This is a genomic window from Sandarakinorhabdus limnophila DSM 17366 (assembly GCF_945882885.1).
GTDB classification, from domain to species: domain Bacteria; phylum Pseudomonadota; class Alphaproteobacteria; order Sphingomonadales; family Sphingomonadaceae; genus Sandarakinorhabdus; species Sandarakinorhabdus limnophila_A.
This window is the reverse complement of the sequence record NZ_CAMCWT010000018.1, coordinates 12,352-38,507: the sequence shown is the minus strand read 5'-3', so window position 1 is coordinate 38,507 and position 26,156 is coordinate 12,352. Positions and strand designations below refer to the sequence as shown.

The 26,156-nt window shown below is 64.4% G+C and carries 22 protein-coding genes; 10 read left to right on the top strand and 12 right to left on the bottom strand.

Annotated features, from left to right (window positions below):
* Positions 1-231 precede the first annotated feature (231 nt).
* Positions 232-1,728 carry an Asp-tRNA(Asn)/Glu-tRNA(Gln) amidotransferase subunit GatB gene (gene gatB / locus Q7O19_RS05905; RefSeq protein ID WP_303809252.1) on the top strand — a complete coding sequence of 499 codons (1,497 nt, stop codon included), beginning with the start codon at positions 232-234 and terminating at the stop codon, positions 1,726-1,728.
* A gap of 271 nt (positions 1,729-1,999) precedes the next feature.
* Positions 2,000-2,512 carry a cell wall hydrolase gene (locus Q7O19_RS05900; protein ID WP_303809251.1) on the top strand — a complete coding sequence of 171 codons (513 nt, stop codon included), beginning with the start codon at positions 2,000-2,002 and terminating at the stop codon, positions 2,510-2,512.
* Here Q7O19_RS05900 and Q7O19_RS05895 read toward each other — a convergent pair.
* From Q7O19_RS05895 to Q7O19_RS05875, 5 genes are read right to left on the bottom strand one after another with little or no spacing between them, the layout of a single operon-like run.
* A complete protein-coding gene (locus Q7O19_RS05895) occupies positions 2,503-2,820 on the bottom strand; it encodes a hypothetical protein (protein WP_303809250.1) in 318 nt (105 codons plus the stop codon). The two genes, Q7O19_RS05900 and Q7O19_RS05895, sit on opposite strands and share 10 nt — an antisense overlap.
* Positions 2,821-2,829: 9 nt before the next feature.
* Complete coding sequence (locus Q7O19_RS05890; protein WP_303809249.1) at positions 2,830-4,242, bottom strand: MBOAT family protein; 1,413 nt, start codon at positions 4,240-4,242, stop codon at positions 2,830-2,832.
* The gene (locus Q7O19_RS05885) at positions 4,242-5,564 is read right to left on the bottom strand and encodes a GDSL-type esterase/lipase family protein (protein ID WP_303809248.1); all 1,323 of its coding nucleotides are present in this window, start codon (positions 5,562-5,564) and stop codon (positions 4,242-4,244) included. Before Q7O19_RS05885 ends, Q7O19_RS05890 begins: the two co-directional genes overlap by 1 nt.
* The gene (locus Q7O19_RS05880; protein WP_303809247.1) at positions 5,564-6,691 is read right to left on the bottom strand and encodes a GDSL-type esterase/lipase family protein; all 1,128 of its coding nucleotides are present in this window, start codon (positions 6,689-6,691) and stop codon (positions 5,564-5,566) included. The genes Q7O19_RS05885 and Q7O19_RS05880 overlap by 1 nt, the downstream gene beginning before the upstream one ends.
* 46 nt (positions 6,692-6,737) lie before the next feature.
* The gene (locus tag Q7O19_RS05875; RefSeq protein WP_303809246.1) at positions 6,738-7,820 is read right to left on the bottom strand and encodes an AI-2E family transporter; all 1,083 of its coding nucleotides are present in this window, start codon (positions 7,818-7,820) and stop codon (positions 6,738-6,740) included.
* A gap of 160 nt (positions 7,821-7,980) precedes the next feature.
* On the opposite strand from Q7O19_RS05875, the gene Q7O19_RS05870 reads away from it, so the two are divergent.
* Positions 7,981-8,106 (top strand): hypothetical protein, encoded by a 126-nt coding sequence (locus tag Q7O19_RS05870; RefSeq protein ID WP_303809245.1) that lies wholly within the window; start codon positions 7,981-7,983, stop codon positions 8,104-8,106.
* Here Q7O19_RS05870 and ccmI read toward each other — a convergent pair.
* From ccmI to Q7O19_RS05850, 4 genes are read right to left on the bottom strand one after another with little or no spacing between them, the layout of a single operon-like run.
* Positions 8,103-9,350 (bottom strand): c-type cytochrome biogenesis protein CcmI, encoded by a 1,248-nt coding sequence (gene ccmI / locus Q7O19_RS05865; RefSeq protein WP_303809244.1) that lies wholly within the window; start codon positions 9,348-9,350, stop codon positions 8,103-8,105. The two genes, Q7O19_RS05870 and ccmI, sit on opposite strands and share 4 nt — an antisense overlap.
* Before the next feature lie 7 nt (positions 9,351-9,357).
* Positions 9,358-9,816 carry a cytochrome c-type biogenesis protein gene (locus Q7O19_RS05860; RefSeq protein ID WP_022680655.1) on the bottom strand — a complete coding sequence of 153 codons (459 nt, stop codon included), beginning with the start codon at positions 9,814-9,816 and terminating at the stop codon, positions 9,358-9,360.
* Positions 9,813-10,355 carry a DsbE family thiol:disulfide interchange protein gene (locus Q7O19_RS05855; protein ID WP_022680656.1) on the bottom strand — a complete coding sequence of 181 codons (543 nt, stop codon included), beginning with the start codon at positions 10,353-10,355 and terminating at the stop codon, positions 9,813-9,815. Before Q7O19_RS05855 ends, Q7O19_RS05860 begins: the two co-directional genes overlap by 4 nt.
* 10 nt (positions 10,356-10,365) lie before the next feature.
* A complete protein-coding gene (locus Q7O19_RS05850; RefSeq protein ID WP_303809243.1) occupies positions 10,366-12,351 on the bottom strand; it encodes a heme lyase CcmF/NrfE family subunit in 1,986 nt (661 codons plus the stop codon).
* A gap of 165 nt (positions 12,352-12,516) precedes the next feature.
* Between Q7O19_RS05850 and Q7O19_RS05845 the strand changes: the two genes are divergently transcribed.
* The 4 genes from Q7O19_RS05845 (at position 12,517) to Q7O19_RS05830 (ending at position 18,880) form a co-directional block, all read left to right on the top strand.
* A complete protein-coding gene (locus tag Q7O19_RS05845; protein WP_303809259.1) occupies positions 12,517-15,051 on the top strand; it encodes a cyclic nucleotide-binding domain-containing protein in 2,535 nt (844 codons plus the stop codon).
* Entirely contained in the window at positions 15,051-15,956 is a 906-nt protein-coding gene (locus tag Q7O19_RS05840) for a hypothetical protein (RefSeq protein ID WP_303809242.1), read from the top strand. Before Q7O19_RS05845 ends, Q7O19_RS05840 begins: the two co-directional genes overlap by 1 nt.
* Before the next feature lie 13 nt (positions 15,957-15,969).
* Entirely contained in the window at positions 15,970-17,901 is a 1,932-nt protein-coding gene (locus Q7O19_RS05835) for a cytochrome c3 family protein (RefSeq protein ID WP_303809240.1), read from the top strand.
* A 124-nt stretch (positions 17,902-18,025) separates the two neighbouring features.
* Positions 18,026-18,880, top strand: a complete 855-nt coding sequence (locus Q7O19_RS05830) for a phosphodiesterase (RefSeq protein WP_303809238.1) — start codon at positions 18,026-18,028, stop codon at positions 18,878-18,880.
* Between the two features lie 135 nt (positions 18,881-19,015).
* On the opposite strand, the gene dnaN is transcribed toward Q7O19_RS05830, so the two are convergent.
* Positions 19,016-20,137 (bottom strand): DNA polymerase III subunit beta, encoded by a 1,122-nt coding sequence (gene dnaN, locus Q7O19_RS05825; protein ID WP_303809237.1) that lies wholly within the window; start codon positions 20,135-20,137, stop codon positions 19,016-19,018.
* A 100-nt stretch (positions 20,138-20,237) separates the two neighbouring features.
* On the opposite strand from dnaN, the gene Q7O19_RS05820 reads away from it, so the two are divergent.
* The gene (locus tag Q7O19_RS05820; protein WP_303809235.1) at positions 20,238-20,864 is read left to right on the top strand and encodes a histidine phosphatase family protein; all 627 of its coding nucleotides are present in this window, start codon (positions 20,238-20,240) and stop codon (positions 20,862-20,864) included.
* Positions 20,865-20,969: 105 nt separating this feature from the next.
* Here Q7O19_RS05820 and Q7O19_RS05815 read toward each other — a convergent pair whose 3' ends face one another.
* Entirely contained in the window at positions 20,970-21,371 is a 402-nt protein-coding gene (locus Q7O19_RS05815; RefSeq protein WP_303809233.1) for a hypothetical protein, read from the bottom strand.
* Between the two features lie 193 nt (positions 21,372-21,564).
* Between Q7O19_RS05815 and Q7O19_RS05810 the strand changes: the two genes are divergently transcribed.
* On the top strand, positions 21,565-22,746 hold the full coding sequence (locus tag Q7O19_RS05810; protein ID WP_303809232.1) for an acetyl-CoA C-acyltransferase: 1,182 nt from the start codon (positions 21,565-21,567) through the stop codon (positions 22,744-22,746).
* A gap of 925 nt (positions 22,747-23,671) precedes the next feature.
* Here the strand turns inward: Q7O19_RS05810 and Q7O19_RS05805 are convergent.
* Positions 23,672-24,907, bottom strand: coding sequence for a dipeptidase (locus Q7O19_RS05805; protein WP_303809230.1), 1,236 nt, complete (start codon positions 24,905-24,907; stop codon positions 23,672-23,674).
* A 105-nt stretch (positions 24,908-25,012) separates the two neighbouring features.
* Here Q7O19_RS05805 and Q7O19_RS05800 point away from each other — a divergent pair, with 105 nt between their 5' ends.
* A complete protein-coding gene (locus Q7O19_RS05800) occupies positions 25,013-26,155 on the top strand; it encodes an acyl-CoA dehydrogenase family protein (RefSeq protein WP_273461509.1) in 1,143 nt (380 codons plus the stop codon).
* The last annotated feature ends 1 nt before the right edge of the window (position 26,156 follow it).

Below are 26,156 nucleotides of genomic sequence, written 5' to 3'. Positions count from 1 at the left end.
ACTTTCTGTGCGCGACTGCACAAAATCCCCTGATCGACTGCCCTGCCCGCCCCCTCCGGTTGGCAACGCGGTGGTGTTCCGCCTGTATGACCACGTCCGACCACGTGGCACAGGCGCAACTGGGCTAAAGCCCGCAAGCGGCTTTGTCCATGCGGATATCGCGCGCCATCGCCACTGATACGCCAAGCTGCGGGCTTGCAAAGCCAGACGACGCTGGCCATAGCGACAGACATGTCTGAAGCCCCAAACTACATCGTCAAGGGCGCCACCGGCGATTGGGAAATCGTGGTTGGCCTCGAAGTTCATGCTCAGGTGACGGCCAAAGCCAAGCTGTTTTCTGGGGCCAGCACCGAATTTGGTGCCGAACCCAATGCGCAAGTGAGCCTGGTCGATGCCGCGATGCCGGGCATGCTGCCGGTAATCAACGGCGAATGCGTGCGCCAGGCGGTGCGGACGGGCCTCGCCATCGACGCGCAGATCAACAAATGGTCGCGCTTTGACCGCAAGAATTATTTCTACCCCGATCTGCCGCAGGGTTACCAGATCAGCCAGCTCTATCACCCGATCGTGGGCGAAGGCCATCTGGACATCGAACTGGACGACGGCACCAAGAAGCACATCGGTATCGAGCGCATTCATCTGGAGCAGGACGCCGGCAAATCGGTCCATGATCTGCATCCGTCGATGTCCTATGTTGATCTCAACCGCTGCGGGTGCGCGCTGATGGAGATCGTGTCGCGGCCCGATATTCGCTCGCCAGCCGAAGCCGGCGCCTATGTGGCAGGCTTGCGCCAGTTGCTGCGCTATGTCGGCAGTTGCGATGGCAATATGGACGAAGGCTCCATGCGGGCCGATGTGAACGTATCGGTGCGCAAGGCCGGCCAGCCCTTTGGCACCCGCACCGAAACCAAGAACGTGAACAGCGTGCGCTTCATCATGCAGGCGGTGGAACATGAAGCCCGTCGCCAGGTTGATCTGATCGAAAGCGGCGGCACGGTGATACAGGAAACCCGCCTGTTCGATCCCGGCAGCGGCACCACCCGAGCGATGCGCGGCAAGGAAGACGCGCATGATTATCGCTATTTCCCCGATCCCGATCTGTTGCCGCTGGTGTTCGATGATGCATTCGTCGCCGATTGCCGCGCGTCCTTGCCGGAACTGCCGGCCGCCAAGCGCGCCCGTTATGAATCCACGCTGGGCCTGTCGCCCTATCTGGCTGCCGTGCTGTCGGCCGAGAAGGAAACGGCGGACTGGTTCGAAACCGCGCTGGCCGCCACGGCTGCGAAAGTCGGCCAGCCCGTCACAAAAGTGGCGCTGCGTGTTGCCAATTTCGTTTCGACCGACCTGTTCGGCGCGCTAAAGAAGCTGGGCAAGGAAATCGGCGACAGTCCGGTGTCCCCGGATGCGCTGGCCGAACTGCTGGCGCTGGCCGCCGATGGCACCTTGTCGGGCCCGCTGGTGAAGCAGGTGTTCGAAGCGATGCTGGAAACCCGCGAAGGCGCTGCCAGCATCGTTGAGCAGCGCGGGCTGAAGCAGATTTCCGACACCGGCGCCATCGATGCCGCCATCCAGACCGTGATGGACGCCAACCCAGACAAGGTTGCCGAATATCGCAGCGGCAAGGACAAATTGTTCGGCTTCTTCGTCGGCCAGGTCATGCGCGCCATGGCCGGCAAGGCGGCACCGGGCGTGGTCAACGATCGGTTGAAGGCGCTGTTGGACGGCTGATTCGAGGGCGGCGACGCACGGTGCAGCACCGGAGGCCCAATCAGGCCCAACGGTTCAACTGGTCGCCGCAAGGCCGCGGTTCGTCGCTGATTGCTTGACGAAAGATGAACGGCCGCCGTATCCGCCGGCCTCAAGAAGGCAGGATTGCGCTGGCGTTTGCGGCACATCCTGCAGGTCGTGTCTGTCGCGTTGGTGGCTTGTGTTTTTCGCTGCCAACTGCCGCAGGGGCGCATATTCGGCAATGAATGTGAAATTCACTCCGCGTCTTCAGATGCAGGCTGCTGCCGCAGCCGTGTTGCTGGCTTCGGGCCTGGCCTTGGGCCATGTCGCCGCCCAGACTCCGGAATCACAGGCTGCTGCTCAGCCTGTTGCCCCTGCCCAGACGGCGATGGTGGCCGCTGAACCGGAACAGCCCAAATTGAATGAGCGCCACGTCAATTGCGTGGCCAAGGTTGTCCACCACGAGGCTGGCAACCAGCCGCGCGAAGGCAAGCTCGCCGTCGCCCATGTGCTGTTGAACCGGGTGAAGAAGGGCTTTGGCGACAATGTCTGCGCCGTGGCCAAGCAGCCCGGCCAATTCTTCCGCATTGATCGCTATCACCCTGATCGCAAGAGTGACGGCTGGGCCGAAGCGGTGGACGTGGCCCGCGACGTGCTGGCCGGCGAAGCCCGCGACATATCGAAGGGCGCGCTCTATTTCCACGCTAATTGGGCCAGGCCCAACGGCTTTTTCCGCAGCCGCACCAAGGTGGCGCGGATCGACGATCACGATTTCTATCGCTGATCCTGATTGCCGCTGGCCTGATCGGGCCAGCGCGCCGCTTTCACCCGATCCCACTGCTGTTTCAGTGCCGCACGCGGTCCATCAAGGCCGTGCGTGGCCGCCTGATCTGCGAGGTCATGGGCGACAGCACTGATGCGCGCCGTGCGGGCGCCCGGTTCCAGCCCATCGGCCCAGGCACCAAGCGCGTGGGCGTTGAGCATGGCCAGCGTGAAGACAGCGATGCCCACGGCCACCGCCATCTGCGCGAGGCCGGACAAGCCCTGCTCATCCGCTTCGACATCCACCGGTGAATCGAACTGGTCGGCCATGCTCACCTTTCAGAACTGATAATAGATAAAGGCAGCGACGCCTTCGAAGCGCATCGCGTCGGTGAGCAAGATCGCCAGTCCGACGGCCAGCCCCAGCACCGGCGCCGGCCATGCCGCCACGCGCCGGCCCAGTGCAGGCAGCAGGGTGGGCGGCGTGAAATGGATGGCCAGCCCCAGCGTGATCAAGCCGCAGAGCAGCGGGCTGGCCAGGGTGAGGCCAGGGCGGAAGGCCGAGAGCTGGCTGAAATAGGCCAGCGCGCCTTCCAGCGTGTCGGCACGGAAGAAGATCCAGCCGGCCACCACGATGTGGAAGATGATTAGGATGGCGATGGGCTTGGGCAGCGCGGGAAAGCCTTCCGGCCGCCATTCGCGCCACAGCCGCTCGATCGCCAGCACGCCGCCGTGCAGCGCGCCCCAGATGAGGAAGGTCCATTTGGCACCGTGCCAGAAACCGCCCAGCAGCATGGTGATCATCAGGTTGCGGCAGATGAACCAAACGCCGCCATGGTTACCACCCAGGCTGATGTAGAGATAGTCGCGCAGCCAGCTCGACAGCGAGATGTGCCAGCGCCGCCAGAAATCCTGCAGCGAGGTGGCCCGGTATGGCTGATCGAAATTGCGCGGGAAGCGATAGCCGAGCAGCGCCGCCAGCCCCACGGCCATATCGGAATAGGCCGAAAAATCGCAGTAGATCTGAACGGCATAGCCATAGGCACCCAGCGCGAGATCAAGGCCGGTTTGCGCCGAAGGGTCAAAGAAGGTCTTGTCCACCAGACCGGTCGCGAGTTCGCTGGCCACCACCGTCTTCTTGAACAGTCCCCAGCAGATCAGGATCAGCGCAGTCGCCACCATGCCGCGTGTCAGCCTTGGCACCGCCTTGAATTGCGGCACCAGGTGGCTGGCGCGCACGATCGGCCCGGCGACGAGGTGGGGGAAAAAGCTCATCAGCAGCGTGATGTCGAGGAAGCTGGCCGGCGCCGTCTGGCGGCGGGCAATATCGATCAGGTAGCTCATGCCCTGGAACGTGAAGAAGCTGATGCCAACCGGCAGGATGATTTCCAGCACCGGCAGATCGCGGCCCCAGCCGGCGCGCGCAAGGATGGGCGCCAACTGTTCAAGGAAGAAGCCGAAATATTTGAAGAACCCCAATATGGCGAGATTGGCCGCCACGCCAATGCCCAGCCAGGGCTGAGCGCTGCGGCCATCATCCAGCCGGCGCTGAATGGCCTGCGCACAGCCCCAGTTGATCGCCGCCGACGCGATCAGCAGCGCCACGAAGCGCCAATCCCAGAAGCCATAGAAAACCCAACTGGCCAGCAGCAGGATGATCTTGCGCCACTCGTTCGACGCCAACCCCACCGTCCAGACGAGCAGCAGCACGGGCAGGAAGAACAAGCCAAAATCCAACGTGGGGAACAGCATCAGTGCAGCCCGCCCACCCGTGCCGCATCCAGATCGGCCAACAACAGCCGGGCCACTTCCACGCCGCCCGCCGCGGAATAATGGATGAAATCCGGGCCCATCAGCCCGGCCTGCATCCAGCGCACTGCCGAACAGGCGCCGCCCTGCCGTGCCCGCCAATCCCAGAAGGCGATGCCCAGATCGGCCGCCACCCGGCGCTGCACGGCGCTGGACGCGGCCAGGGCCGGCGGGTTGAACAGCGGCAGCCCGCGCCGCACGGCACGCGGCATCGGGCCGGACAGCGTCACCGGATCGGGCGCCAGTGTGCCGCCTTCATCATTCCACAGCGGGATGTCGATACCGTCCACCGGCAGGCGATCGGGGGTAGCCTGAATGGCACTGTTGCAATCAGTGGCACCGCCGGGCGCGCCGCCCACCACATTGTCCCTCAGTTCACGGTTGCGGCTGGCGGCATCGGGCGGACCAAGCAGCAGGATCGGCACCGGCCCAGCCAGCCGGCGGATGCGCGCCACCTGTTCGCGGATCTGGCTTTCCAAGCGCGTGGAGTCGAAAAAGGGCGCAAAGCCTTCGTTGGTGCCAAAGGCCAGAATCACCAGATCGGCCGGCAGCGCCTGAAACTGCGCGGCGATCGTCGCCTCATCGGCGCGCTCAAGGAATTGCAGCTGCGATCCCGGCACTCCCAGATTGGAGACGACGACACCGCTTGGCCGTTCCAGCCACCAGCCGGTGATGATCGCCTCACCGCCGACTAGTTCCAGCCGCGCGCTGTCGGTAGCGGCGCCCGGCACGATGCGGCGGCACTGCGGGCCTTCGCCAGCAAAGGCCAGTTCCTGTGTGTCGGTGCCAAGGGTGAGATTGAGGCGCGGGCCATCGGGGCTGGCCGCCACACACAGGCCAAAGGCGGTAAAACTGGCGTCGGCGGTGAGCGCCAGCGCCGACCCCGGCGCGCTGCTGCTGACCGTATAACCCGTGATACCGCGCGGCGGCCAGGGTTCTGCAGCCCCGCTGCCGAACAGGCCGCGTACGCTCCACGGCCCGGACGTGAAGACGCTCACCCCGCGCAGGCGCACCCCGGCATGCGGGCGCCCGGCCGGCATCAGGCCGCGCCCGCCATTGCCCAGCCGCGCCTGCAATGCGTCGCGCAAGGCGCCGGTGATGGCATCGCCCGCCGTATGCGAATCGCCGATCTGCACGATATGCACGGGGCGATCCGTGGGCATCTGTGCCGCGCTGAGCGGCACGCCCGCCACATGCTCGGCCCCGCACAGCGCCGCCAGGCACGGCGCAGCGGCAAGCGCCAGCGATGCAAGCAACGCCGGCATCAGGGCCGGGGCGGTTCGGCTGGCGGCGGCGGCGTCTGCTCTGGCGGCGCCGCGGGTAGCGGCGGCAGCAGTTGCATCGGCGCTGAATCGGTGTCGGGAACCGGCGCGGCGGTGTCCGGCGCCGGACTGGGCGCTGGCGGCGTGCTGGCGGCGGCTGACGGTTCGCTGGCGGCGGCTGGCGACGCGGGTTCAGGTGGCAACGTGGCCGGCGGCGGCACCAGATCCGCCGTTACCGGCTTGCCAGCGCGGGCGGTCTGCCCCCAGGCGCGCAGGCGCGTGGCCAGTGAATCGGTGAGCAGGCGATAGCCCTTCATGCTCATGTGGATGCCATCGCCGGCACGCACCAGCCACGGCACGCCATCCTTGCCCGGCAGGTGCGAGGCATAGCGGCCCTGTTCGTCGGCAGCTGCGGAACGCGTATCGATGAACGGCACATCCAGTTCAGCCATCAGCCCTGCGTAAAACGCGTTCAGCCCCTGTACCTGGGCATCATATTTCGGATCGCGCATCACCGGCAGGCCCACCCATACCACGCTGGCGCCCTGGGCCTGCAGCGCCTTCACATAACGGGTGATGCGTGCCGCGATTTCGGCCTTCCAGCGCGCCGACAGCAAGGGCGCCACCTTGCCATTCACATAAATGCCCTGGGTGTCGTTGGCGCCGAAACTGATCACCGCCACATCCACTGGGCCTTCGGCGAGGATGCCGGCCAGCCGATCTTCCAGATTGTTCTGGGCGTAACGGGTGAAGCCGGTGGCCTGTTCGGAATGGCGCAGCACCTGGAAGGCTTCGCGGCGCGGCAACTGGTTATAGAGCGCCGCCCACAGGCCATCGCCGAAACTGTCACCAAACACGCCGATGCGGAACGCGCGCTTTTCGGCAACGGCGCGGGCCAGGCCAGCCGGCACGTCGGCCGCAGCCGCCACGGCTTGCGGCAGACCATCGGCGCCCACCGCCTGCGCCGGAGCAGCGGCCGCCACCGTTACCGGCGGCCCTTCGGCCATCCAGGCGCTCAGTTGCGGCGCAAAGGCCAGGCCAATGGCAACGCCGGCCGCCACGCCGCAAAACAGCACGGCGGTGCGATCGATCAGCAGGAGGGCCGGATTGGGAGCGGTAGGATCGGACATGATGTGCGCCGGTCTTCACCACGGCCGGCGCGGAGTGGCAAGAGTGTCAGCCGCCGGTGAGCGGCGAAGAGCGACCAAGACGCGCCAACCGCACCTTCAACAGCGCCATGCCCACCACCGTGAGCGGGACCGCCAGCACCACGCCCAACGGGCCCATAAGCGTGCCGGCCGCAATCAGGCTGAAAATCGTGAGCACCGGCGGCAGATCGCCAAACGTGCTCTGCGCGATCGGCATCACCAAATTGCCCTGCAACTGCTGCACCACCACCAGCGCGATGATGGTGAAGATGCCGGTATCCGCCCCCTGGCCAAAACCCAGGATCACAGTGGGCACCGCCACCAGAATGACCCCCAGATAGGGCACGAATTCGCACAACCCGGCCACCAGCCCGATCGCCAGCGGCGACGGCAGGCCCACCAGCCACAGGCCCAGCGAGGTGCCCCCCGCCACAAACGCCATGCCAATGGCCTGCCCCTTCAGCCAGGCCGTGAGCGAAGCCCGCACCGCCGCCACGGTTTCGCTGGCACGCACCCGCGATTCCGATGGCAGCATGGCGATCAAGCCATCGATATACAGCCGCGGTTGCGCCGCCAGATACAGCGCCGCGACCAGCACGACCGCAAAGCCGGTGATCGCCGATCCGATATTGGCCAGCGTCGCCTGCACGATGCCCACCACCTGTTCCATCTTGGGCGCATAATTGGTCAGCTGCGAAATCAGATCATCACCAATGGCATAGCTGCGCACCCAGCTTTCCACCTGCGCCAGCGCCGCCGGGAAGCGTTCCGAAAGATGGATGAACTGTTCCACCATCATGGTGCCGAACAACCCGAAAACGGTGGCCAACGCGGCGAGCGGGATCAGGATCGCCGCTGCAATCGCCACCGCAAACGGCAGCCGCAGCCGGCGCTGCAACAGCGCGGCAAAATCACTGAGCATCAGTCCAACCAGCGCACTGGCAAACAACACCAGCAACAATTGCTGCAAATGCCAGGCCGCCAGCGCCAGCCCGATGCCGGCCATCACGGCCAACGTGCGCCGGAACCAGCGACCGCTGTCATCCGGCTTGTGATCATGCGGCGGCACATGATGCAGCGGCGGGGGTTCGGTGGCGAGGGGCGTCGTCATGCGCTGCCATCATGGCCGCGCCGGCGGCAGAAGGAAAGAGTGACTCCGGCGGGCAGGGACCCGTCCCTGCCCGCCGGAGGCGGCGCTGCCGTGGGCAACGCCACCGCCTATCACGCCTTCGCGATCAGACCGCCGCCCATGCTCCATCCCGCTGATAGCGGTGGGCGACGCGGCCGGCACGCTGGTGGAGGTGTTCACCATCCCCGGCCTGACCGAGGAGTTTCACGCCATCACCCAGCGCCGGCGTTTCCCCAATCCGCTGCTGGGAGAATTGCTTGAAGGTTAGAGGCCCATTTCCGCCGCAGCCGCCTTGATGCGTCCCTGCGCACCGGCATCCCCGGCAAAGGCGGCCAGTGCCTGATCGCGCGCCGTCTTTGCCGCCGGCACATCACCCAACACCTGCCGGGCGCGCATCAGGCGCAGCCAGCCGGCTTCATCCTTCGGGTTGGCCTTCAGCTTTTCGGCAAGACCATCAACCATTGAGCGGATCATCGCCTGGCGATCCGACGGCTTCATCGCTTGCGCGGCCTGCACCTGTTCGCGGCTGGGGCTGGGCATGACGCCCGCCGGAGCTGCAGCATTGGCGGCGGCGGCCACGGGCGGAGGCAGGCCGGGCACGGCGGCGTTGCCCACCGGCTTGGTGGCAGCCAACCGCGCGGCAATGTCGATGCCGGCGGCCTGCGCCGTCTGCTGAACCACGGAACGCAACTGCGGCAGCCACGGCGCATCCGCGGGCGAATCGGCGACCAGGCGCAGCATGTCTTCGATGGCGCCCTTCCGGTCACCTTGTTCGGCCTTGCGCACGGCGAGGAAATAGCGGGCGCGCGCATCAGCACCATCCTGCGCCGCGGCCTTTTCAAAGGCAGCGGCAGCGGCGGGCGTGATCTGGCCGCCAGCTTCCTGCACCAACGCCTCGCCATAGGCTGATTGATAGCCCTCGCCATCGGGCTTCAACGCGATCGCGCGGGCATAGGCCTTGGCAGCATCGCTGTAACGGGCGGTCTGGAAATAGCTCCAGCCCAGCATGCGCCAGCCTTCCGGATCGTTGGGGTTGGCCTGCATCTTCTGTTCAAGGCCGGTGACCAACTGGTTCACCTCGCCCTGCGCGGCGGCATCGGGAACCGGGCCAGCGGCCGGAGCGGCTGCGGGCGCGCCAACCGGAGCAGCAGCACCCGCCAGCTCGGGCTGGCCCATGCTGACATAAAGCGCGGCGCCGGCCACGGCGACCATGGCCGCAAGGCCCAGCGCCAGGCCGGAAAGCGCCTTCTGGCCCATGGTGCGATCAAGTTCGGCCGGGATATGGCCGGCGGCAAGCAGGCGACGGCGAATCTCGTTGCGCAGCCCTTCGGCTTCGCCGGGCTGGATGCTGCCAGTGGCCAACTGCACATCAACATCGGCCAACTGATCCTTCAGCACGGCGATGGTGGCGGCGCGGGCGTCAACCCTTGCTTCGTGGCGGCGCACCAGCGGAATGGTAAGCCAGGCCGCGGCCAGTGCCGTGAGCGCAGTGAGGATAATCCAGAGTGTCATGTTGGTCTCAGTCTTGGGGGCCCGCCAGCCGGTCAAGCTCGGCGCGTTCAGCCTCGGTGAGCGGGGTGGCATCAGGCGTTGCAACGGGCTTGCGCCGTTGCCAGAAAATCAGGCCGGCGCCGCCGAGCAACAGGATCGCGAACGGCCCCAGCCATAGCAGCAGCGTGTCGCCTTCCATCGGCGGTTTCAGCAGCACGAAATTGCCGTACCGCGCCACAACATAATCGCGCACTTCAGCATCGCTGCTGCCCCTGGCGATCTGTTCGCGCACCAGCACCCGCAGATCGCGGGCAAGCGGCGCATCGCTGTCGTCGATGGACTGGTTCTGGCAGACAACGCAGCGCAGATCCTTGGAAATGGCGCGAGCGCGGGCTTCCTGCGCCGCATCAGGCAGCATTTCATCGGGCAGCACAGCAGCCGCAGGGGTGGCCAGCATCAGCGCCAGGGCAAGCAACGCGCGCTTCATGCTTCGGCTCGCAATTTCTGCATCAGCGGCCTGATCTGGCCTTCCCACACTTCCGGGCTGATCGGGCCGATCTGCTTGAAGCGGACCCGGCCCTTCTTGTCGACCACGAACGTCTCCGGCGCACCGGTTACGCCCAGATCAATGGCGGTGCGACCGGGAAAATCACTGCCCATGCCGGAATAGGGATCGCCGTAGCGCGCGAGGAAAGCGCGGCTGTCTTCCGGCTTGTCCTTCCAGGCGATGCCATAAACGGGGAAGCCTTCGGCGGCGATGCGTTCCAGCACGGGGTGTTCCTGCGGGCAGGCGGCGCACCAGCTCGCCCACACGTTGAGCAGCCGCGGTTCGCCCTTGAAGCTGGCGCTGGCCAAGCCCGGGCCACCGCCCGGTGCATCGGTGATGCCGGGCAGTACGAATTCGGGCAGCGGCCGGTCGATCAACTGGCTCGGCAGCTCCTTGGGGTCCTGCGTCAGGCCAAAGCCCAGGAAGGCGGCAAGCCCGGCAAAGGCGATGACCGGCAGGATGAACAACACACGCTTCATGATGGGCCGCTTATTCCGCCGGAACCAGATTGGGCGCAAGGGGTGAGCGCACCTGCGGCGCGCCGATGCGGAAGCGGCGATCGGCCAGGCTGGCCGCGCCGCCCATCGCCATGAGGAGCCCGCCAAACCAGATCCAGCCCACGAGGGGATGCCAGTAGATGCGCACCACCAGCCCCTGCCCGCGTGCATCCTGCTGCACATCGCCGATGGCGACATATTGATTGCCCAGCGGCGACACGCCGATGCCGGCTTCCGTCGTCTGGCTGCCCGAAACGGTGTAAATCCGGCGTTCGGATACCAGCGCGTGTTCGTGGCCGTTCTGGCTGACCATGAAGCGGGCGCGCAGGGCACGATAATTGGCGCCGTCCACTTCCTCGGCGCCCAGCATGGTAACGCTCACCGGTCCGGCTGCGGCCGTTTCACCAGGGCGCATCACCAGGATTTTTTCAGCGGCAAAACTCGTCATCGTCGCGATACCGGCGGTGGTGAAACCCAGACCGGCGTGGGCCAATACAAGCCCAACGGTCGCCGCCGGCGTGGTACGCACCAGCCGCCACGAAAAACCGCCCGCGCCCCACCAACGCCGCACCAGCACGAGCACAGCGCCCAGCACCAGCCAGCCGCCGAGCGCGAGACCCAGCGCCGCCACGACCTGCGCCGCGCCCAGCCACAGTGTCAGCCCGGCAAGCAGCGCCGCGATCGCGGCCACAGGCAACAGCAGTTTCTTGCCCAGCACCGCCAGATCATCGCGCTTCCATGACAGCATCGGCCCGATGGTGACGAGGATGAGCAGCGGCGCCACCAGCGGCACGAAGACGAGGTTGTAATAAGGCGGGCCAACCGAAATCTTGTTGGTGGGCGACACGGCTTCCATGATCACCGGATAGAAGGTGCCGAGGAACACAACCGCGGTGAGCGCCATCAGCAGCAGATTGTTGAAGGTGAGCCCCGATTCACGGCTGACGCTGCCAAACAGGGCGCCGGAACGCAGCATCGGCGCGCGGGCGGCAAACAGCGCCAGTGCCGTGCCGGTGGCGCCGATAATCATGGCAAGGATGAACACGCCGCGTTCCGGATCGACCGCAAAGGCATGCACCGAAGTGAGAATGCCGGAGCGGACAAGGAAGGTGCCGATCAGCGACAGCGAGAAGGCGAGAATGGCGAGCAGGATTGTCCAACCGGCGAGGCTGCCGCGCTTTTCGGTGACGATGGCCGAATGCAGCAGCGCCGTGCCAATCAGCCATGGCATGAAGCTCGCATTTTCCACCGGATCCCAGAACCACCAACCGCCCCAGCCCAGTTCGTAATAGGCCCAGAAACTGCCCAGCGTGATGCCGCAGGTAAGCGGCACCCAGGCCGCCAGCACCCACGGCCGCATCCAGCGCGCCCACGCCGGATCGGCGCGGCCTTCCAGCAAGGCAGCGACGGCAAAGCTGAAGGTGACGGAAAAGCCGACATAGCCCAGGTACAGCAGCGGCGGGTGGAAGACGAGACCGGGATCCTGGAGCAACGGGTTCAATTCCGCGCCGTCGAGCGGCACCGGGAACAGGCGCTCAAACGGGTTGGACGTGAACAACGCAAAGGCAAGGAAGGCAACGCTGATCATCGCCTGCACCGAAAGGATGCGCGCCTGCAGCGTGACGCGCAGATTGTCGCCAAAGCGCGCGATGCCAGCACCATAGATCGACAGCACCAGCACCCACAGCAGCATGGAGCCTTCGTGATTGCCCCACGTCGCCGCCAGCCGGTAGGGCAGCGGTTGCGACAGGGCGCTGTGATTGGCGACCAGCTTGACCGAGAAATCGGCTTGGCCGAACAGCGTCATCAGGCAGCCAAAGCTGATGGCGATCAGCAAAGCCTGCAAGGCCGCCGCGCTGCGCCCGAACGCCATCAGCGCCGCATCCCCGCGGATCGCGCCCAGCATCGGCAGCACCGCTTGCGCAACCGCCACCAGCAAGGTGAGGATAAGGGCGAAATGGCCGATTTCGGCAAGCATCTGCGGGTGGTCTCCATCGGTTGGCGGCGGCAGAATGGCGAAATTTTGCTTCTGCTTGCATTCTTGCTCTAGCCGATACGTATGAAGATGCTAGGGATTTATCTGGAATCAAAGCGCTGCTACAGGCTTTGAATCGACGGGTGTGAGCCCGGGGGGGGCAAGATCATTGTGACGACCTACCGCATCGCGATTGTGGGATCGGGGCCTGCCGGGCTTTCGGCAGCGGCTCATGCTGCCAAGTTGGGGCTGAGCCATATCCTGCTCGAAAAGACCGACCATCTGTCGGATACGATCTACAAATACCAGAAGGGCAAGCATGTGATGGCAACGCCATCGCAACTGGTTCTGCGCTCGCCGCTGGATTTCGAAGCCGGCAAGCGCGAGGTTGTGCTGGGCACCTGGAACGAACAGACGGCGGCCGCCAGCGTGAACGTCAAGCACGGCGCTGAAGTGAAGAACATCGTTGGCACCGGCGCGCCCATCCCCGGATCGGTGATGCCGATCGTCAGCCGCAACCGCGATGGCACGACCAGCACGACCGAACTGCAGCGCAACGCCCCGCCTTATCGCCTGATGCTGGTGAACGGCGAAGAGATCATGGCCGAAACCGTGATCATAGCGCTCGGTACCCAGGGCAACCCCAATCTGATGGGCTGCCCGGGTGGCAACCTGCCCCATGTCCAGTACCAGCTCGACGATCCCACCGAATATACCGACGAACATATCTTTGTGATCGGCGGCGGCGATGCCGGGATCGAAAATGCGCTCGGCCTGTGCGCCGATCCGGCGCAGAACAACACGGTCACGCTTATCAACCGCACAGCCGATTTCCCCACCGCCAAGGATGCCAACGTCAAGGCGCTGATAGCGGCGCGCGATTCGGGGCGCATCAGCATTATGGCTGAAGCCAACACTACAGCGGTGGAAACCGGCTTCATTACGGTTGAAACCCGAGATGGCGAAGTGCGGGCGCGCTGCGACCGGATTATCGCCCGTATCGGTTCGGCGCCGCCGCGCAGCTTTGTCGAAGGCTGCGGCATCGAATTTGCCAGCGCCGACCGGCTCGCCTTCCCCAAGCTTTCCGCCACATTCGAATCGACCGCGCCGGGCATCTATGTCACCGGCGCGCTGGCCGGCTATCCTTTGATCAAGCACTGCATGAACCAGGGCCACGACGTGGTGGAGTTCATCAACGGCAATCTCGATCTCAAGCCTGCAGACGAACCGATTCTGGAAGCCAAGTTTGCCGGCCTGCCCGGCAGGCGCAGCGTTGCCGAATGGCTGGAATATCTGCGCACAAGCGTTTCGATCCTGAATGGCATGAGCAGCCTGCAGATACGCGAATTCATGCTGGATTCGAGCGTGAAGCGCTACGCGCAGGGTGAGGTGATCTTCGAACGAAACGCCCCCGGTTCATCGCTGTTCGGCATCGCCGATGGCGAGGTGGCGGTGGAAGTGAATCCAAATGATCCGTCCATCACCGTGTCAATCGGCACCGGGCAGATCTTTGGCGAAGTCGGCCTGATTTCCGGCCGCCGGCGCGGTGCGACCATCAAGGCCGCGCGCGATACCATCGTGGTGGAAATCAGCCGCAATGCCGCGCTGAAACTGATGAGCCAGGTGCCATCGGCATCGCGCGAGATCACCCGCATCAACACCGAACGCACCTTGCTGCAGATTTTTAAATCGGGCCTCGCGCCCGCCGATCTGGTCGACGTGATCGCCGGCGCCAAGGTGGAAACCATCCGTTCCGGCCAGGTCATAATCAAGGAAGGCGAAACCGGCGACGACATCTTCATCATCCGCTCCGGCTCGATGGTGGTGGAAAAGTCGATCGGCGGCAAATCGGTGTTCCTCAGTTATGTTCCCGCCGGCAGCTATGTTGGCGAGATGAGCGTGATCGACGGCAGTGCGCGTTCCGCCACGGTGCGCGCGGCGGTGAAGAGCGACGTGATCCGCCTTTCGGGCGAAACGTTCCGCGCGCTGCTGGCCACCAAGCCGCAATTGCTCAACAAGTTGCGCGGCGAAATGGCCAGCCGCACCCAGCTCAACAATTTTGTCGAATCCAAAAAGGACAGCTTTTCCGGCGTGGTCGACATGTACACCGGGGTGGCCAACTTCCTGGTGGAACAGGGCCTTGGTGAAGCCACCGACGTGCTGCTCATCGACGAGAAATTGTGCGTTGGTTGCGACAATTGCGAGAAGGCCTGCGCCGATACCCATGACGGCCTGTCGCGGCTGGATCGTGAAGCCGGGCGCACCTATGCCCATCTGCACGTGCCGACCAGCTGCCGTCACTGCGAACATCCGCACTGTATGGCCGATTGCCCGCCCAACGCCATCCACCGCGGGCCCACCGGCGAAGTCTATATCGATGAAACCTGCATCGGCTGCGGCAATTGCCAGCGCAACTGCCCCTATGGCGTGATCCGGCTCGACAAGACGCCGCCGAAAAAGCCGTGGTTGCTCAGTTGGTTCATGTTCGGCAGCGGCCCCGGCCCCGGGGAAGCCAGCCACAACTGGGCCAAGAAACATGATCCCTCCTATGCCGAAAAGGCCAAGAAGGCGATCAAGTGCGACATGTGTTCGGGCCAGGAAGGCGGCCCGGCCTGCGTGCGCTCTTGCCCCACTGGCGCTGCCATTCGCGTCTCGCCGGAACAATTCCTCGGTGTCGCCCTGATGAAACGGGAGGGCCGCTGATGGCCAGCAAGGCAAAGGCCGGCCGGGCGATGACCGGCAAGGCCCTCACCCGCGCGCCACGTGACACTGCGCACGAGGGCTTCCTCAATCACAGGCGCGGGCGCTGGGCCAAGGTGGCGACCACCCTAAGCGTGGTTGCCCTCGGCGCTTATCTGCTTACCGATCCAGTGCCCCGCCACAATGGCGGCACCTGGCTGGGCTATCTGCTCGGCAGCATCGGCGCCGGCATGATCGTCTGGCTGTCGCTTCTGGGCATTCGCAAGCGCGTGATCGGATCAAAGCCGTTCAGCCTGAAGGGCTGGACCAGCGCGCATGTCTATCTGGGTCTGTCGCTGATCGTCGTCGGGACGCTGCACACCGGTTTCCAACTGGGATGGAACGTCCACACGCTGGCGTGGGCGCTGATGATGATCGTGATCCTGTCTGGCCTGTGGGGCATCAGCCTTTATGCGACACTGCCCGAACGCTTGTCGGCCAACCGCGGCGAGGTCACGCAGTTGCAGATGCTGGAAGCGATTCGCACCCTGGATCGCCAGCTCGATACAGCCGCACAGCCGCTGGATGCAGACGACGCGGCGCTGGTGCGGATGAGCCTGGAAGAATACCGCATCGCCGGTTCGCTGGGCCAGCGCCTGTCAGGCAATTACACAAATGATGGCAACGCTAGGGCGCTGGCGGCCATCATCGAAAAGGTGATGACGGGCCGGCGCACCGGCCGGGTCGATGATCGCCTGGAGCAGATCGAATTCCTGCTGGAAAGGAAGGAGGCGGCGTTGGCGCAGGCCCGCCGCCATATACGTATGAAAACCCAACTGGAATTGTGGCTTTACATGCATGTGCCGGTAACGATCGCGCTGCTGGCAGCATTGCTGGCGCACATCATTTCCGTGTTCCTGTACTGGTAAGGGGGAAGCGGGCATGAGCTTTATCGTTCGCCAGGTCGCCAAGCGCGCCGATGGTGGGGACATCATTCGCACCCGCACTTTAGTGCAGGCCGAATTGACCGTTGGCAGAGGTACAGATTGCGATATCCAGCTGGCAGATCTGGCCGTGATGCTGCGCCACGCCCGGCTGGTGCAGATCACCGCTGGCAAGGTGAGTGTGGAAACCACCGGCGGCGTACCGGTGGAAGTGGGCGGCAAGTTCGTCACCCGCGCCGATCTGGCCGTAGCCGAAAATCCCGTCATTGATATCGGGCCGTTTAGGCTGTCGTTGTCACCCGGTGAGGATGGCGCCGTTGCCATCACCGCCGAACGCGTCGTGCCGCCAATCGAAGCCGCCGACGCAGCGCAGGAAACCAGCATCTTCTCGCTTTCCGGAGCGATGCCGACCAAGCGCCGCATGGCGTGGATTGGCGGGCTGGCCGTGCTGGTGCTGCTGTTGCTGGTGCCGCTGTTCCACTTCATCGGCGAAGGCGAGCCCGCGCTGCCCAAGATTATGATAGCTGAAGCCTCCCAGCCGGTCACCCCCGGCCAGGGCTTTGGCAATGGCAAATTGTCTGTCCCCACGGCCCGGCCCGCGGCTGCCGGCGGCTTTGCCCCGGATGAAAGCTGGTCAAGCGGCACGCTCTCTAATGCCCACGCCAGCCTGTCCAACAATTGCGGCGCGTGCCACCAGAAGGCGTTCGTTTCGGTAACTGATAGCAGCTGCCAGGCCTGCCACACGGCGTCGGCGCTGCCCGATCACGCTGCACCGGCGCGCATGTCCAAGGGCCGGCTGCCCGAAATCGGCGTGATGGGTGCCGCGCACAGCGCTTTCAATCTGCCGCAGGGCCGCTGCACCAGTTGCCACAAGGAACATGAAGGCGAAGCTACCGTTATGACAGTCGCTGAATCATTCTGCACCGATTGCCACAGCGGGCTGAAGGGGCGCCTGCCCGATACGGCGGTGGCCAACGTGCCAGGCTGGGAGAAACACCCTGATTTCCGCGCTACGCTGGTCTCCTCGCCATCGGCGGACAAGCCGGTCTTCACCCGCACCGCACTCACCGGCGCGCGGGAGAAATCGGGGCTGATCTACCCGCACGATATCCACCAATCCACCACCAACGCGGTTGCCAATATGGCGCAGAAGCAGCAGCTGCCGCTGGAGGCCGATGGCGCCCTGCCCTGCAGCTATTGCCACAAGGCCGATAGCGACCAGGTCCGCTTCAAACCGATCGACATGGAAGCCAATTGCGGTGCCTGCCACGATCTGGCCTTTGCCCGCGATGGCGGCACCGTTCGCACCCTGCCGCACGGCAAGCCCGCCCAGGTGGCCGGCATCATCCGCGATTTCACCCTATCCGAAAGCTTTGCGCCGCGCGCTGGCGTGCAACGCCTGAGCTTTGATCGCCACCTGCCCGGCAAGACGCCGCCGCCGCTGCCCGGCGGCAATCCGGCGGCACGCGCCCAGGCGGCCGTGGTGAGCGTGTTTACCGGCAAGGGCCTGTGCACGGAATGCCATGTCGTCACCGACACAGGTGCAGCCGATCTCACCCGGCGTTTCGCCATCGCCCCGGTCAGCATTAACGATCATTATCTGCCGCAGGGCCAGTTCCCGCACGGCAAGCACAAGAGCTATAATGGCAAGACCGGCCAGGCCGCCTGTGTCGCCTGCCACACCAGCGTGGCGAAATCCAAGGTCTCCACCGACGTGAACATTCCCGGCGTTGCCAATTGCCGCGAATGCCACGGCGCTCCGGCCAAGACCCTGCTAAGCACCACGGCCAAGGCCGGCGCCAGTTGCGATACCTGCCATGGCTATCACGATGGGGTTGCGCCCGCAGGTGCGCTCCCCGCCGGCCATGTCCAACCCGCCAGGGTTGCCGGCAGACAGGCTGCTGGCCGCAGCCGGCAGGCTCCGGCCTGATGCGCGGCACCCCTTGCCATCGCCGCATCGTTGCGTCCGTTACGCCCTTCGTGGCGTGTCTGTTGAGGCCACGGCCGTTAGGGGGGCACCCCGCGCATTATGGGTGGCCGCAGGAAGGTGGAAGATGCTGATTGCCCAGGTGACAGATATCCACCTTGGTTTCCAGCCGGGTGATCCGGCAGAACTGAACCGCAAGCGTTTCGACGAGGTGGTGGAATCGTTGCTGGCGCTCACCCCGCAGCCCGATCTGTTGCTGGCCACCGGCGATCTCAGCGAAAGCGGCAGCATCAACTCCTACCAGACCCTGAAAAGCATCACCGAGCGTCTGCCGTTTCCGGTGCATTTCGTGCTGGGCAATCATGATCTCAGGGCTAATTTCCGCAGCGTCTTTCCCGATGTGCCGGTGAGCGGCGCCGGCCTTGTGCAATATGCGTTCGTGCACGGCCCGCTTCGCTTCGTGGTGCTCGACACGCTGGAGGAAGGCCACCACGGCGGCGCGCTTTGCGCCGAACAGGCCGCGTGGCTGGATGAAACGCTGATGGAAGACAACCGCCCCACCATGCTTGTCCTCCATCACCCGCCGATCGAAACCGGAAACGGCTGGATGACCGAGGATCTTGATGCACCCTGGGTACAGCGCCTGGCCGAAGTGGTGCGCCGCCACCCGCAGATCATTCGCATGATCACCGGGCACCTTCATCGCGCCATCGTCACTGGCTGGCATGGCACCACGCTGGCGGTGTGCCCCTCATCGGCGCCGCAAGTCGCCATCGATTTTCGCACGATCGACGGTGAAAATCCCGATGGCCGCGACATGATCGTGGCGGAACTGCCCGGCTTTGCCCTGCATTACTGGACCGGTCGGGACCTGATCACCCATTTCTGCGCCGGCGGCGAACACCCAGTGCTGGCCCGCTATAACGCGGGCATGCAGCCGACGGTTCAGCATATTCTGGCGGAGCGCCTCGGGGCGAATTGAGCCGGGCGGCCAGTGGCAAAGCCGGGCCATCAAACGAAACGAAAAAGGGAGCCCTGTCGGGGCCGCCTTTTTTCGCTTACTGACCGCTTGCTCAGCGAGCCTGCAAACAGCACGGCTGATTGCAGGCTCCTCGCTTCACACTCGCATGGGCATGAGGACGTAAAGCGCCTTGGACCTGTCATTCTCACGGATCAGGGTCGGTGCCGAGGCATCGGCCAAGTGCACATCCACCAGATCGCTGCCAACCTGGCTTAGAATGTCGAGCAAATAGCGATAGTTGAAGCCAACCTCGATATCGGCGGCAGCATAATCAGCCGGCAGTTCTTCCGAAGCCGTGCCATTCTCCGGGCTAGTGACCGACAGCGTGACCTTGTCCCGGCCCAGCGCCAGCTTCACCGCGCGGGTCTTTTCGGTGGTGGCGATGGCGGCAACGCGGTCCACGCCTTCGGCCAGCACCTTGGCATCGATCTTCAGCAGCTTGTCGTTCGCGGTCGGGATCACACGGGTATAATCCGGGAAGGTGCCGTCGATCAGCTTGCTGGTGAGCGTTGAATCGGCCGAGAAACGGAACCGCACCTTCGCCGGCGACAGGCCGATTTCCACCGGCGCATCGGCAGCCATCTCGTCGAGCAGCTTGCGCACTTCGTTCACGCATTTGCGCGGCACGATCACGCCCAGCATGTCGGCCGCGCCGGCCGGCAGATCCAGCTCGATCCGGGCAAGGCGGTGGCCATCGGTGGCCACACCGCGCAGCTTCGGGGACGGGCCGGTGGTGGCATGCAGATAGATGCCGTTCAGATAATAACGGGTTTCCTCGGTGGAAATCGCGAACTTCACCGCGTCGATCAGTTCCTTCAGCTCACCAGCCGAAAGCGTGAAGTGCACCGGCAGATCGGTTTCGGCGATTACCGGGAAATCATCGCGATTCAAGGTGGCCAGGCTGAACCGGCTGCGGCCGGCATTCACGCTCATGCGATCACCCGACACGGAGAGTTCAACCTGCGAGCCTTCCGGCAGCTTGCGCACGATATCGAACAGCGTGTGGGCCGAAACCGTGGTGGCGCCGTTCAGATCGATCGCGGCGGGGATGTTTTCCACCACCTGCAGATCAAGATCGGTCGCCATCAGCCGCAGCCCATCTGCACGAGCTTCGATCAGCACGTTGGAAAGGATCGGGATGGTGTTGCGACGCTCCACCACCGACTGGATATGGCCCAGGCACTTCAGCAGCGTTGCGCGCTCAACGGTGGCCTTCATTCTGATTCCAGTAACGAAATGGTGAAGATGGCGGTACTATAGCCACAAACGCGCACGGTGGTAGTGGCGATGTGCGGGGAAATGGGCCTATGAATGGCAGATGGATCTGATTCTCGCCCGCCACGCCGAAACCGTGTTCAACGCCGCGGCCCGCATGCAGGGCAACAGCGCGCACACCCCGCTCACCCGCACCGGCATCGCCCAGGCCGAAGCCATGGGTGCCGCCCTGCGCGACGTGCTGGGCGATGCGCCCGACCGCGATTTCTGGGTCTCCCCCTCCGGCCGTACCCAGCAAACCGCCGCCATCGTGAGCGAGCATCTGGGCGTGCCCTTCTTTGATTGGCAGCAAGACACGCGCCTGCTCGAAATCGATGTCGGCCAATGGGAAGGCCGCTATTACGCCGATATCGTGGCAGACCTTGGCGAACACATCGTCTGCCCCGATCGCCGCCTGTTCCGCGTGCCGCCCCCCGGCGGCGAATGGTTCCCCGAAATCGCCGCCCGCCTGACCGACTGGCTGGCCGGGCTGGACATGACGCGGCCGCTATTGGTGATCAGCCACGGCATCACCGCCCGCGTGCTGCGCGGCATCCTGGTGGGCGGGCAGGATTGGCAAGGCGTCCCCGTCGCCGCCGACGCGCCGCAAGGCACGGTGTTCCATATTCGCGATGGCGCCGAAACCATGCTGCACGTGGGCAGCGGCGTGCAGGGCGTGCGGGCGGCCTGAAGGGATTTCAGTGAGGGGGAGAGCCCCCGGCGGGCAGGGACGCGGTCCCTGCACCCGTTCGATTTCGGGCGGTGCCTGACGTGGCACTTGGAGTGGAAATTCGATTTATTCGGAAACGACAATTGTATCGGGCAGGAAGCGTATCTCTGCCTGCGTGTAGCAGTCACTCCATTCAGTTGCGACCATTTGCCAGCAGGTGCAGGCGCGATTGGGGCCATCCATTCCGCTCGATCCGCAACAGCCTTGATCAACGCCGGCGGACGTCCAATTCTCCCTGATAACCATTTCCGGATGCGCTGAAACAGCATTTTCCGGAGAATAAACTTGTGTCCTGGATTGATTGTCGGGCTGCAGAACTGAGACGCTGTCTTCCGGTAGACGGACAAATACACCGGCGGCGACCGGCGAGCACCGCTCTGCCACCAGATTATCCCATTCCGATATGTCACCCCATCGACCATCACGCGTGAGGATTTGCCCACATGCAGCGCACGAAATCTTGATCATCCGTCGAAACTAGCATGTGTCAGGTCTGGCTGACAGGCCTGCTTCGTTTCGAAAGCAGACACCCTCACAGCCAGCGCGCCTGAAAATAAACGGGTGCAGGGTCTGCGACCCTGCCCGCCGGAGGCCCGCTTTCACCCTTCCTCCCGTAGCCTCACCCTCGTAAAAGGCGCTCACAGCAACCGGAGCCACCCTCATGTCCGATCCCGTCGTCATTGCCAGTTACGCCCGCACGCCGATGGGTGGGTTCCAGGGCGCGCTTTCGGGTTTGAAGGCCACCGAGTTGGGCGCGGCGGCCGTGAAGGCGGCGGTGGCGCGGGCGGGGGTGTCTCCACAAGCGGTGGATCAGATCGTGATGGGGTGCGTGTTGCCGGGTGGGTTGGGCCAGGCGCCGGCGCGGCAGGCGGCGTTGGGGGCCGGGTTGCCGTTGCACGTGGAGGCGGTGACCATCAACAAGATGTGTGGCAGCGGCATGCAGGCGATGATCATGGCGCATGATGCGTTGGCGGCGGGCAGTGCCAATGTGGTCATCGCGGGCGGCATGGAGAGCATGACCAATGCGCCTTATCTGCTGTTGAAGCATCGCGGCGGCGCGCGGATTGGCCATGATGCCATCAAGGACAGCATGTATCTGGATGGGCTGGAGGATGCCTATGACCCCGGCCGGTTGATGGGCAGTTTCGCCGAGGAGAGCGCGCGCGATTACCAGTTCACGCGGGAGGCGCAGGACGCCTTTGCCATCGCCAGCCTGGGCCGCGCGCAGGCGGCGATTGCCAGTGGGGCCTTTGCCGGCGAAATCGTGCCGGTGGCGGTGCCCGGCAAGGGTGGCGAGGTGCTGATCGATACGGACGAGCAGCCCGGCAAGGCCCGGCCAGACAAGATCCCGACTCTGAAGCCGGCTTTCGCGAAGGATGGCACCATCACGGCGGCCAATGCCTCCTCGATCAGCGATGGCGCCGCCGCGCTGGTGTTGACGCGGGCGAGTGTGGCCGAGGCGCAGGGATTGAGCGTGAAGGCACGCATCGTTGCCCATGCCGCCCACGCGCATGAGCCGGCCAAGTTCACCACCGCACCAGTGCCGGCGATCCAGAAGGTGCTGGCCAAGGCGGGCTGGACCGTGGCGGATGTCGATCTGTTTGAAGTGAACGAGGCGTTTGCGGCGGTGGCGATGATCGCCATGCATGATCTGGCCATCCCGCATGAGAAGCTCAACATCCACGGCGGCGCCTGCGCGCTGGGCCATCCGATTGGCGCATCGGGCGCGCGCATTGTGGCGACTCTGCTGGCGGCGCTGGTGCGGACGGGCGGCAAGCGCGGCGTCGCCGCGCTGTGCATCGGCGGCGGTGAAGCCACGGCGATTGCGGTGGAATTGGTCTGAGCCGAATTCCATCCCCGTTATCCCCGTTATCCACAGGCTGAATGGCGAAATTTTTGCTTTGACGACTCACCCGGAAGGTGAGAGCATTCAACTGTAACCGGGAATTTACGGCGGCAGAAATGCCAACGGAATGAAGCGGTTATCGCCATTGAAGATGGTTATTCTTGCCTTCCGGTAGGAATTGAAATCGGCAAATGGTGGGGCTGGAGGGCCTGTGAAGGTGAACCGGGCGGACTGGTGAAAATCAGGCTGAAACGACGCCGGAAACGACCGCCAGCCTGGGCTGAAACGCCAGCCAAAGCGCCACGGGCACGGGGGCAACCCCAGGCCCGGCAGATCGGGGAAAGGAGGTTCCGCAAAGCATCTCCGCCACCGAAGCCACCGGGCCGAGCCTTAACAGCTATGCTCTGGGCGCAATGGCAAGGGCAGCAGCCGAGCGGATGGAAGGCCAGTCCGCAGCCATGAGCGGTTCCGCGCAAGCAGGGCCGCAAGGGCGAGGGACAAGGATACCAGCCGTGGGCCAATGCGCCCACCAGAACGACCAGGCGGCAGGCGAAAGCCGACACGCAAGGCCGAACGGGTGGAGCGAAAAGGTCCGGCACTGCAGACAAGCAGGCCCGGAAGGGCCGAGATGGATGCAGATGCAAAAGTGCCGTGGAAGTGCGCGAGGCCAGCCGCCGCAGCTCCAGCCGACGAGGTTGTGAGCGCAGGCGCCGACCGGACCGCCCATGTCCTCCGAAAGGAGGGGCACGACACAGTGGGGACTGGTGGCAACACCAGTCCCCATTTGTGTTTCTGGGCGACTTTTCAGCCCTTCCCGCACGCTCGAAGAGAGCCCCTTTTGGGCCCTGTTGCGCAAAAATCGAAACGTCGCCCCGGACTTGATCCGGGGCGACGACCGCCTCAATCAGAAAGCAACCGAGGGTTACGGCTTCACATCCGGCGGCACTTCACCCGCCATGCTCGCCGCCACCTTTTCCGCTGATTCCATCGCCCGCAGCAGATTGCCGCCGGCGATCTTCTCGCAATCGGCTTCGGAATAACCGCGGCGCAGCAGTTCGGCGATCAGCGCCGGATAGGTTTCCACGCCTTCCAGCCCGGTGGGCGTTGAATCGATGCCATCCAGATCGCCGCCGATGCCGACATGATCGACGCCGGCCAGCTTTACCATCCGGTCGATATGATCGGCCACATCGCCGATGCCCACCGGCGGGCGCGGATTCTTCGCATCCCACTCCGCCATCGCGGCGCCCTGGCGCTCCAACTGGCCGATATACAGCGCGGTCAGACGTTGGCGCTCGCCGGCGCGGGCGGCTTCCCAGGCCTGGCGGGCGGCGTTGATGAAGCCGGGCACATAGGTCGCCATCACCACGCCGCCATTGGCCTTCACCAGTGGCAGCACATCATCGGGCACGTTGCGCACATGATCGGCGATGCCGCGGGCGGAAGAGTGGCTGTAGATCACCGGCGCCTTGGTCACCGCCAGCACCGCCTTCATTGTGCCAGGCGACACGTGGGACAGATCAACCAGCATGCCGATGCGGTTCATTTCCTTGATCACGGCCTTGCCATAGTCGCTCAACGGCTGCGGGCGCGGCGATTCATTGGCACTGTCGGCCCAATCATTGTGCTTGGTGTGGGTCAGCGTCATGTAAGACACGCCCAGTGCGTGATACATGCGCAGCACGGGCAGCGAATTGTCGATCTGGCTGCCGCCTTCCACGCCCATCAGGCTGGCGACCTTGCCGGTTTTCTGGATGCGGCGGATATCGGCGGCGGTGCCGGCCAATTCGAGATCCTGCGGATATTTCGCCACGAATCCGCGCACGATGTCGATCTGCTCGATGGTCTGCTTCACCGCTGCCGGGCCGGTAACGATGGCGGGCACATACACGCTCCAGAACTGCCCGCCGACGCGGCCCTGATGCAGGCGGGTGATATCGGTCATCAGCGGCCGTTTGAAGCTGCGCGAATCGGCCTTCAGATCCTGGCTCCACCAGCCCTCGCCGAAACTGCCGCGCAGCGCGCCCGGATAGTCATTATGGCCATCGATGATCGGCTGGCGCTTGAGCACGGCCTCCGCGCGTTTCAGCATCGGATCATCCAGCGCGGCGGCGGGAGTGGCGGCCAGCAGGCCGATGAGCAGGATCACGTGTTTCATGGCGCCCAGTGTGGCACCGCGCCGCCCTCTCTTGCAAGACAGGTGACGCGCGCATGGCACTGGCTTCATAAACAGGGCAGCAACGACGAACTGCCGGAGAAAACCATGCTCGACGCCAACGATCGCCGCGTTTACGGCCCCGATGAAACCGCCTTCCGTGATACGGTGCGCAAGGTGTTCGAAAAGGAGTTGCTGCCCAACCTCGACCGGTTCGAGGAAGAGGGGCTGGTGAGCCGCGATTTCTGGCGCGCCTGCGGCGATGCCGGGATGCTGTGCCCCGGCGTGCCGGAAGAATATGGCGGGCTGGGCCTGGATTTCCGTTACAACGCCATCATCGATGAAGAACTGGCCTATGCCGGTTCTTCGGCCGGCATCACCCTGCAATCCGATATCGTGGCCGATTATCTGGTCGCCTATGGTTCGCCGGAGCAGAAGGCCAAGTATCTGCCCAAGATGATTTCGGGTGAGGTGATCACCGCCATCGCCATGACCGAGCCCGGCGCTGGCAGCGACCTGCAGGGCATCAAGACCACCGCCCGCAAGGATGGCAATCATTATGTCATCAACGGCAGCAAGACCTACATCACCAACGGCCAGAACGCCGATCTGATCATCGTTGTCGCCAAGACCGATCCGGAAAAGGGCGCCAAGGGCACCTCGCTGATCCTGGTCGAAGCCGACCGGGAAGGCTTTGCCCGCGGCCGCAACCTGGACAAGATCGGCCAGAACAGCGCTGACACGTCGGAACTTTTCTTCAACGATGTGCGCGTGCCGATGACCAACTGCCTGGGCGAGGAAAACAAGGGCTTCATCTACCTGATGAGCCAGTTGCCGCAGGAGCGCCTGTCCATCGCCATTTCCGCTCAGGCCGGCGCCCAGCGCGCGTTCGACGAAGCGGTGAAGTTCGTGAAAGAACGCAAGGCCTTCGGCAAGACGGTGTGGGAATTCCAGAACACCCAGTTCGTGCTCGCCGGCCTGAAGACCGAGCTGCAGGTGGGCTGGGCCCATATCGATTGGGGTCTGCAGAAACTGATCGAAGGCAAGCTGACCGACGCCGAAGCCAGCGCCGCCAAGCTGTGGCACACCGAGCTGCAGGGCCGTGTGTGCGATGAAGCGCTGCAACTGCACGGCGGCGCAGGTTACATGAATGAATATCCTATCGCCCGCCTGTGGCGCGACGCGCGCGTGCAGCGGATTTACGGCGGCACCAGCGAGATCATGAAGCTGGTGGTGAGCCGCACGATTTGAG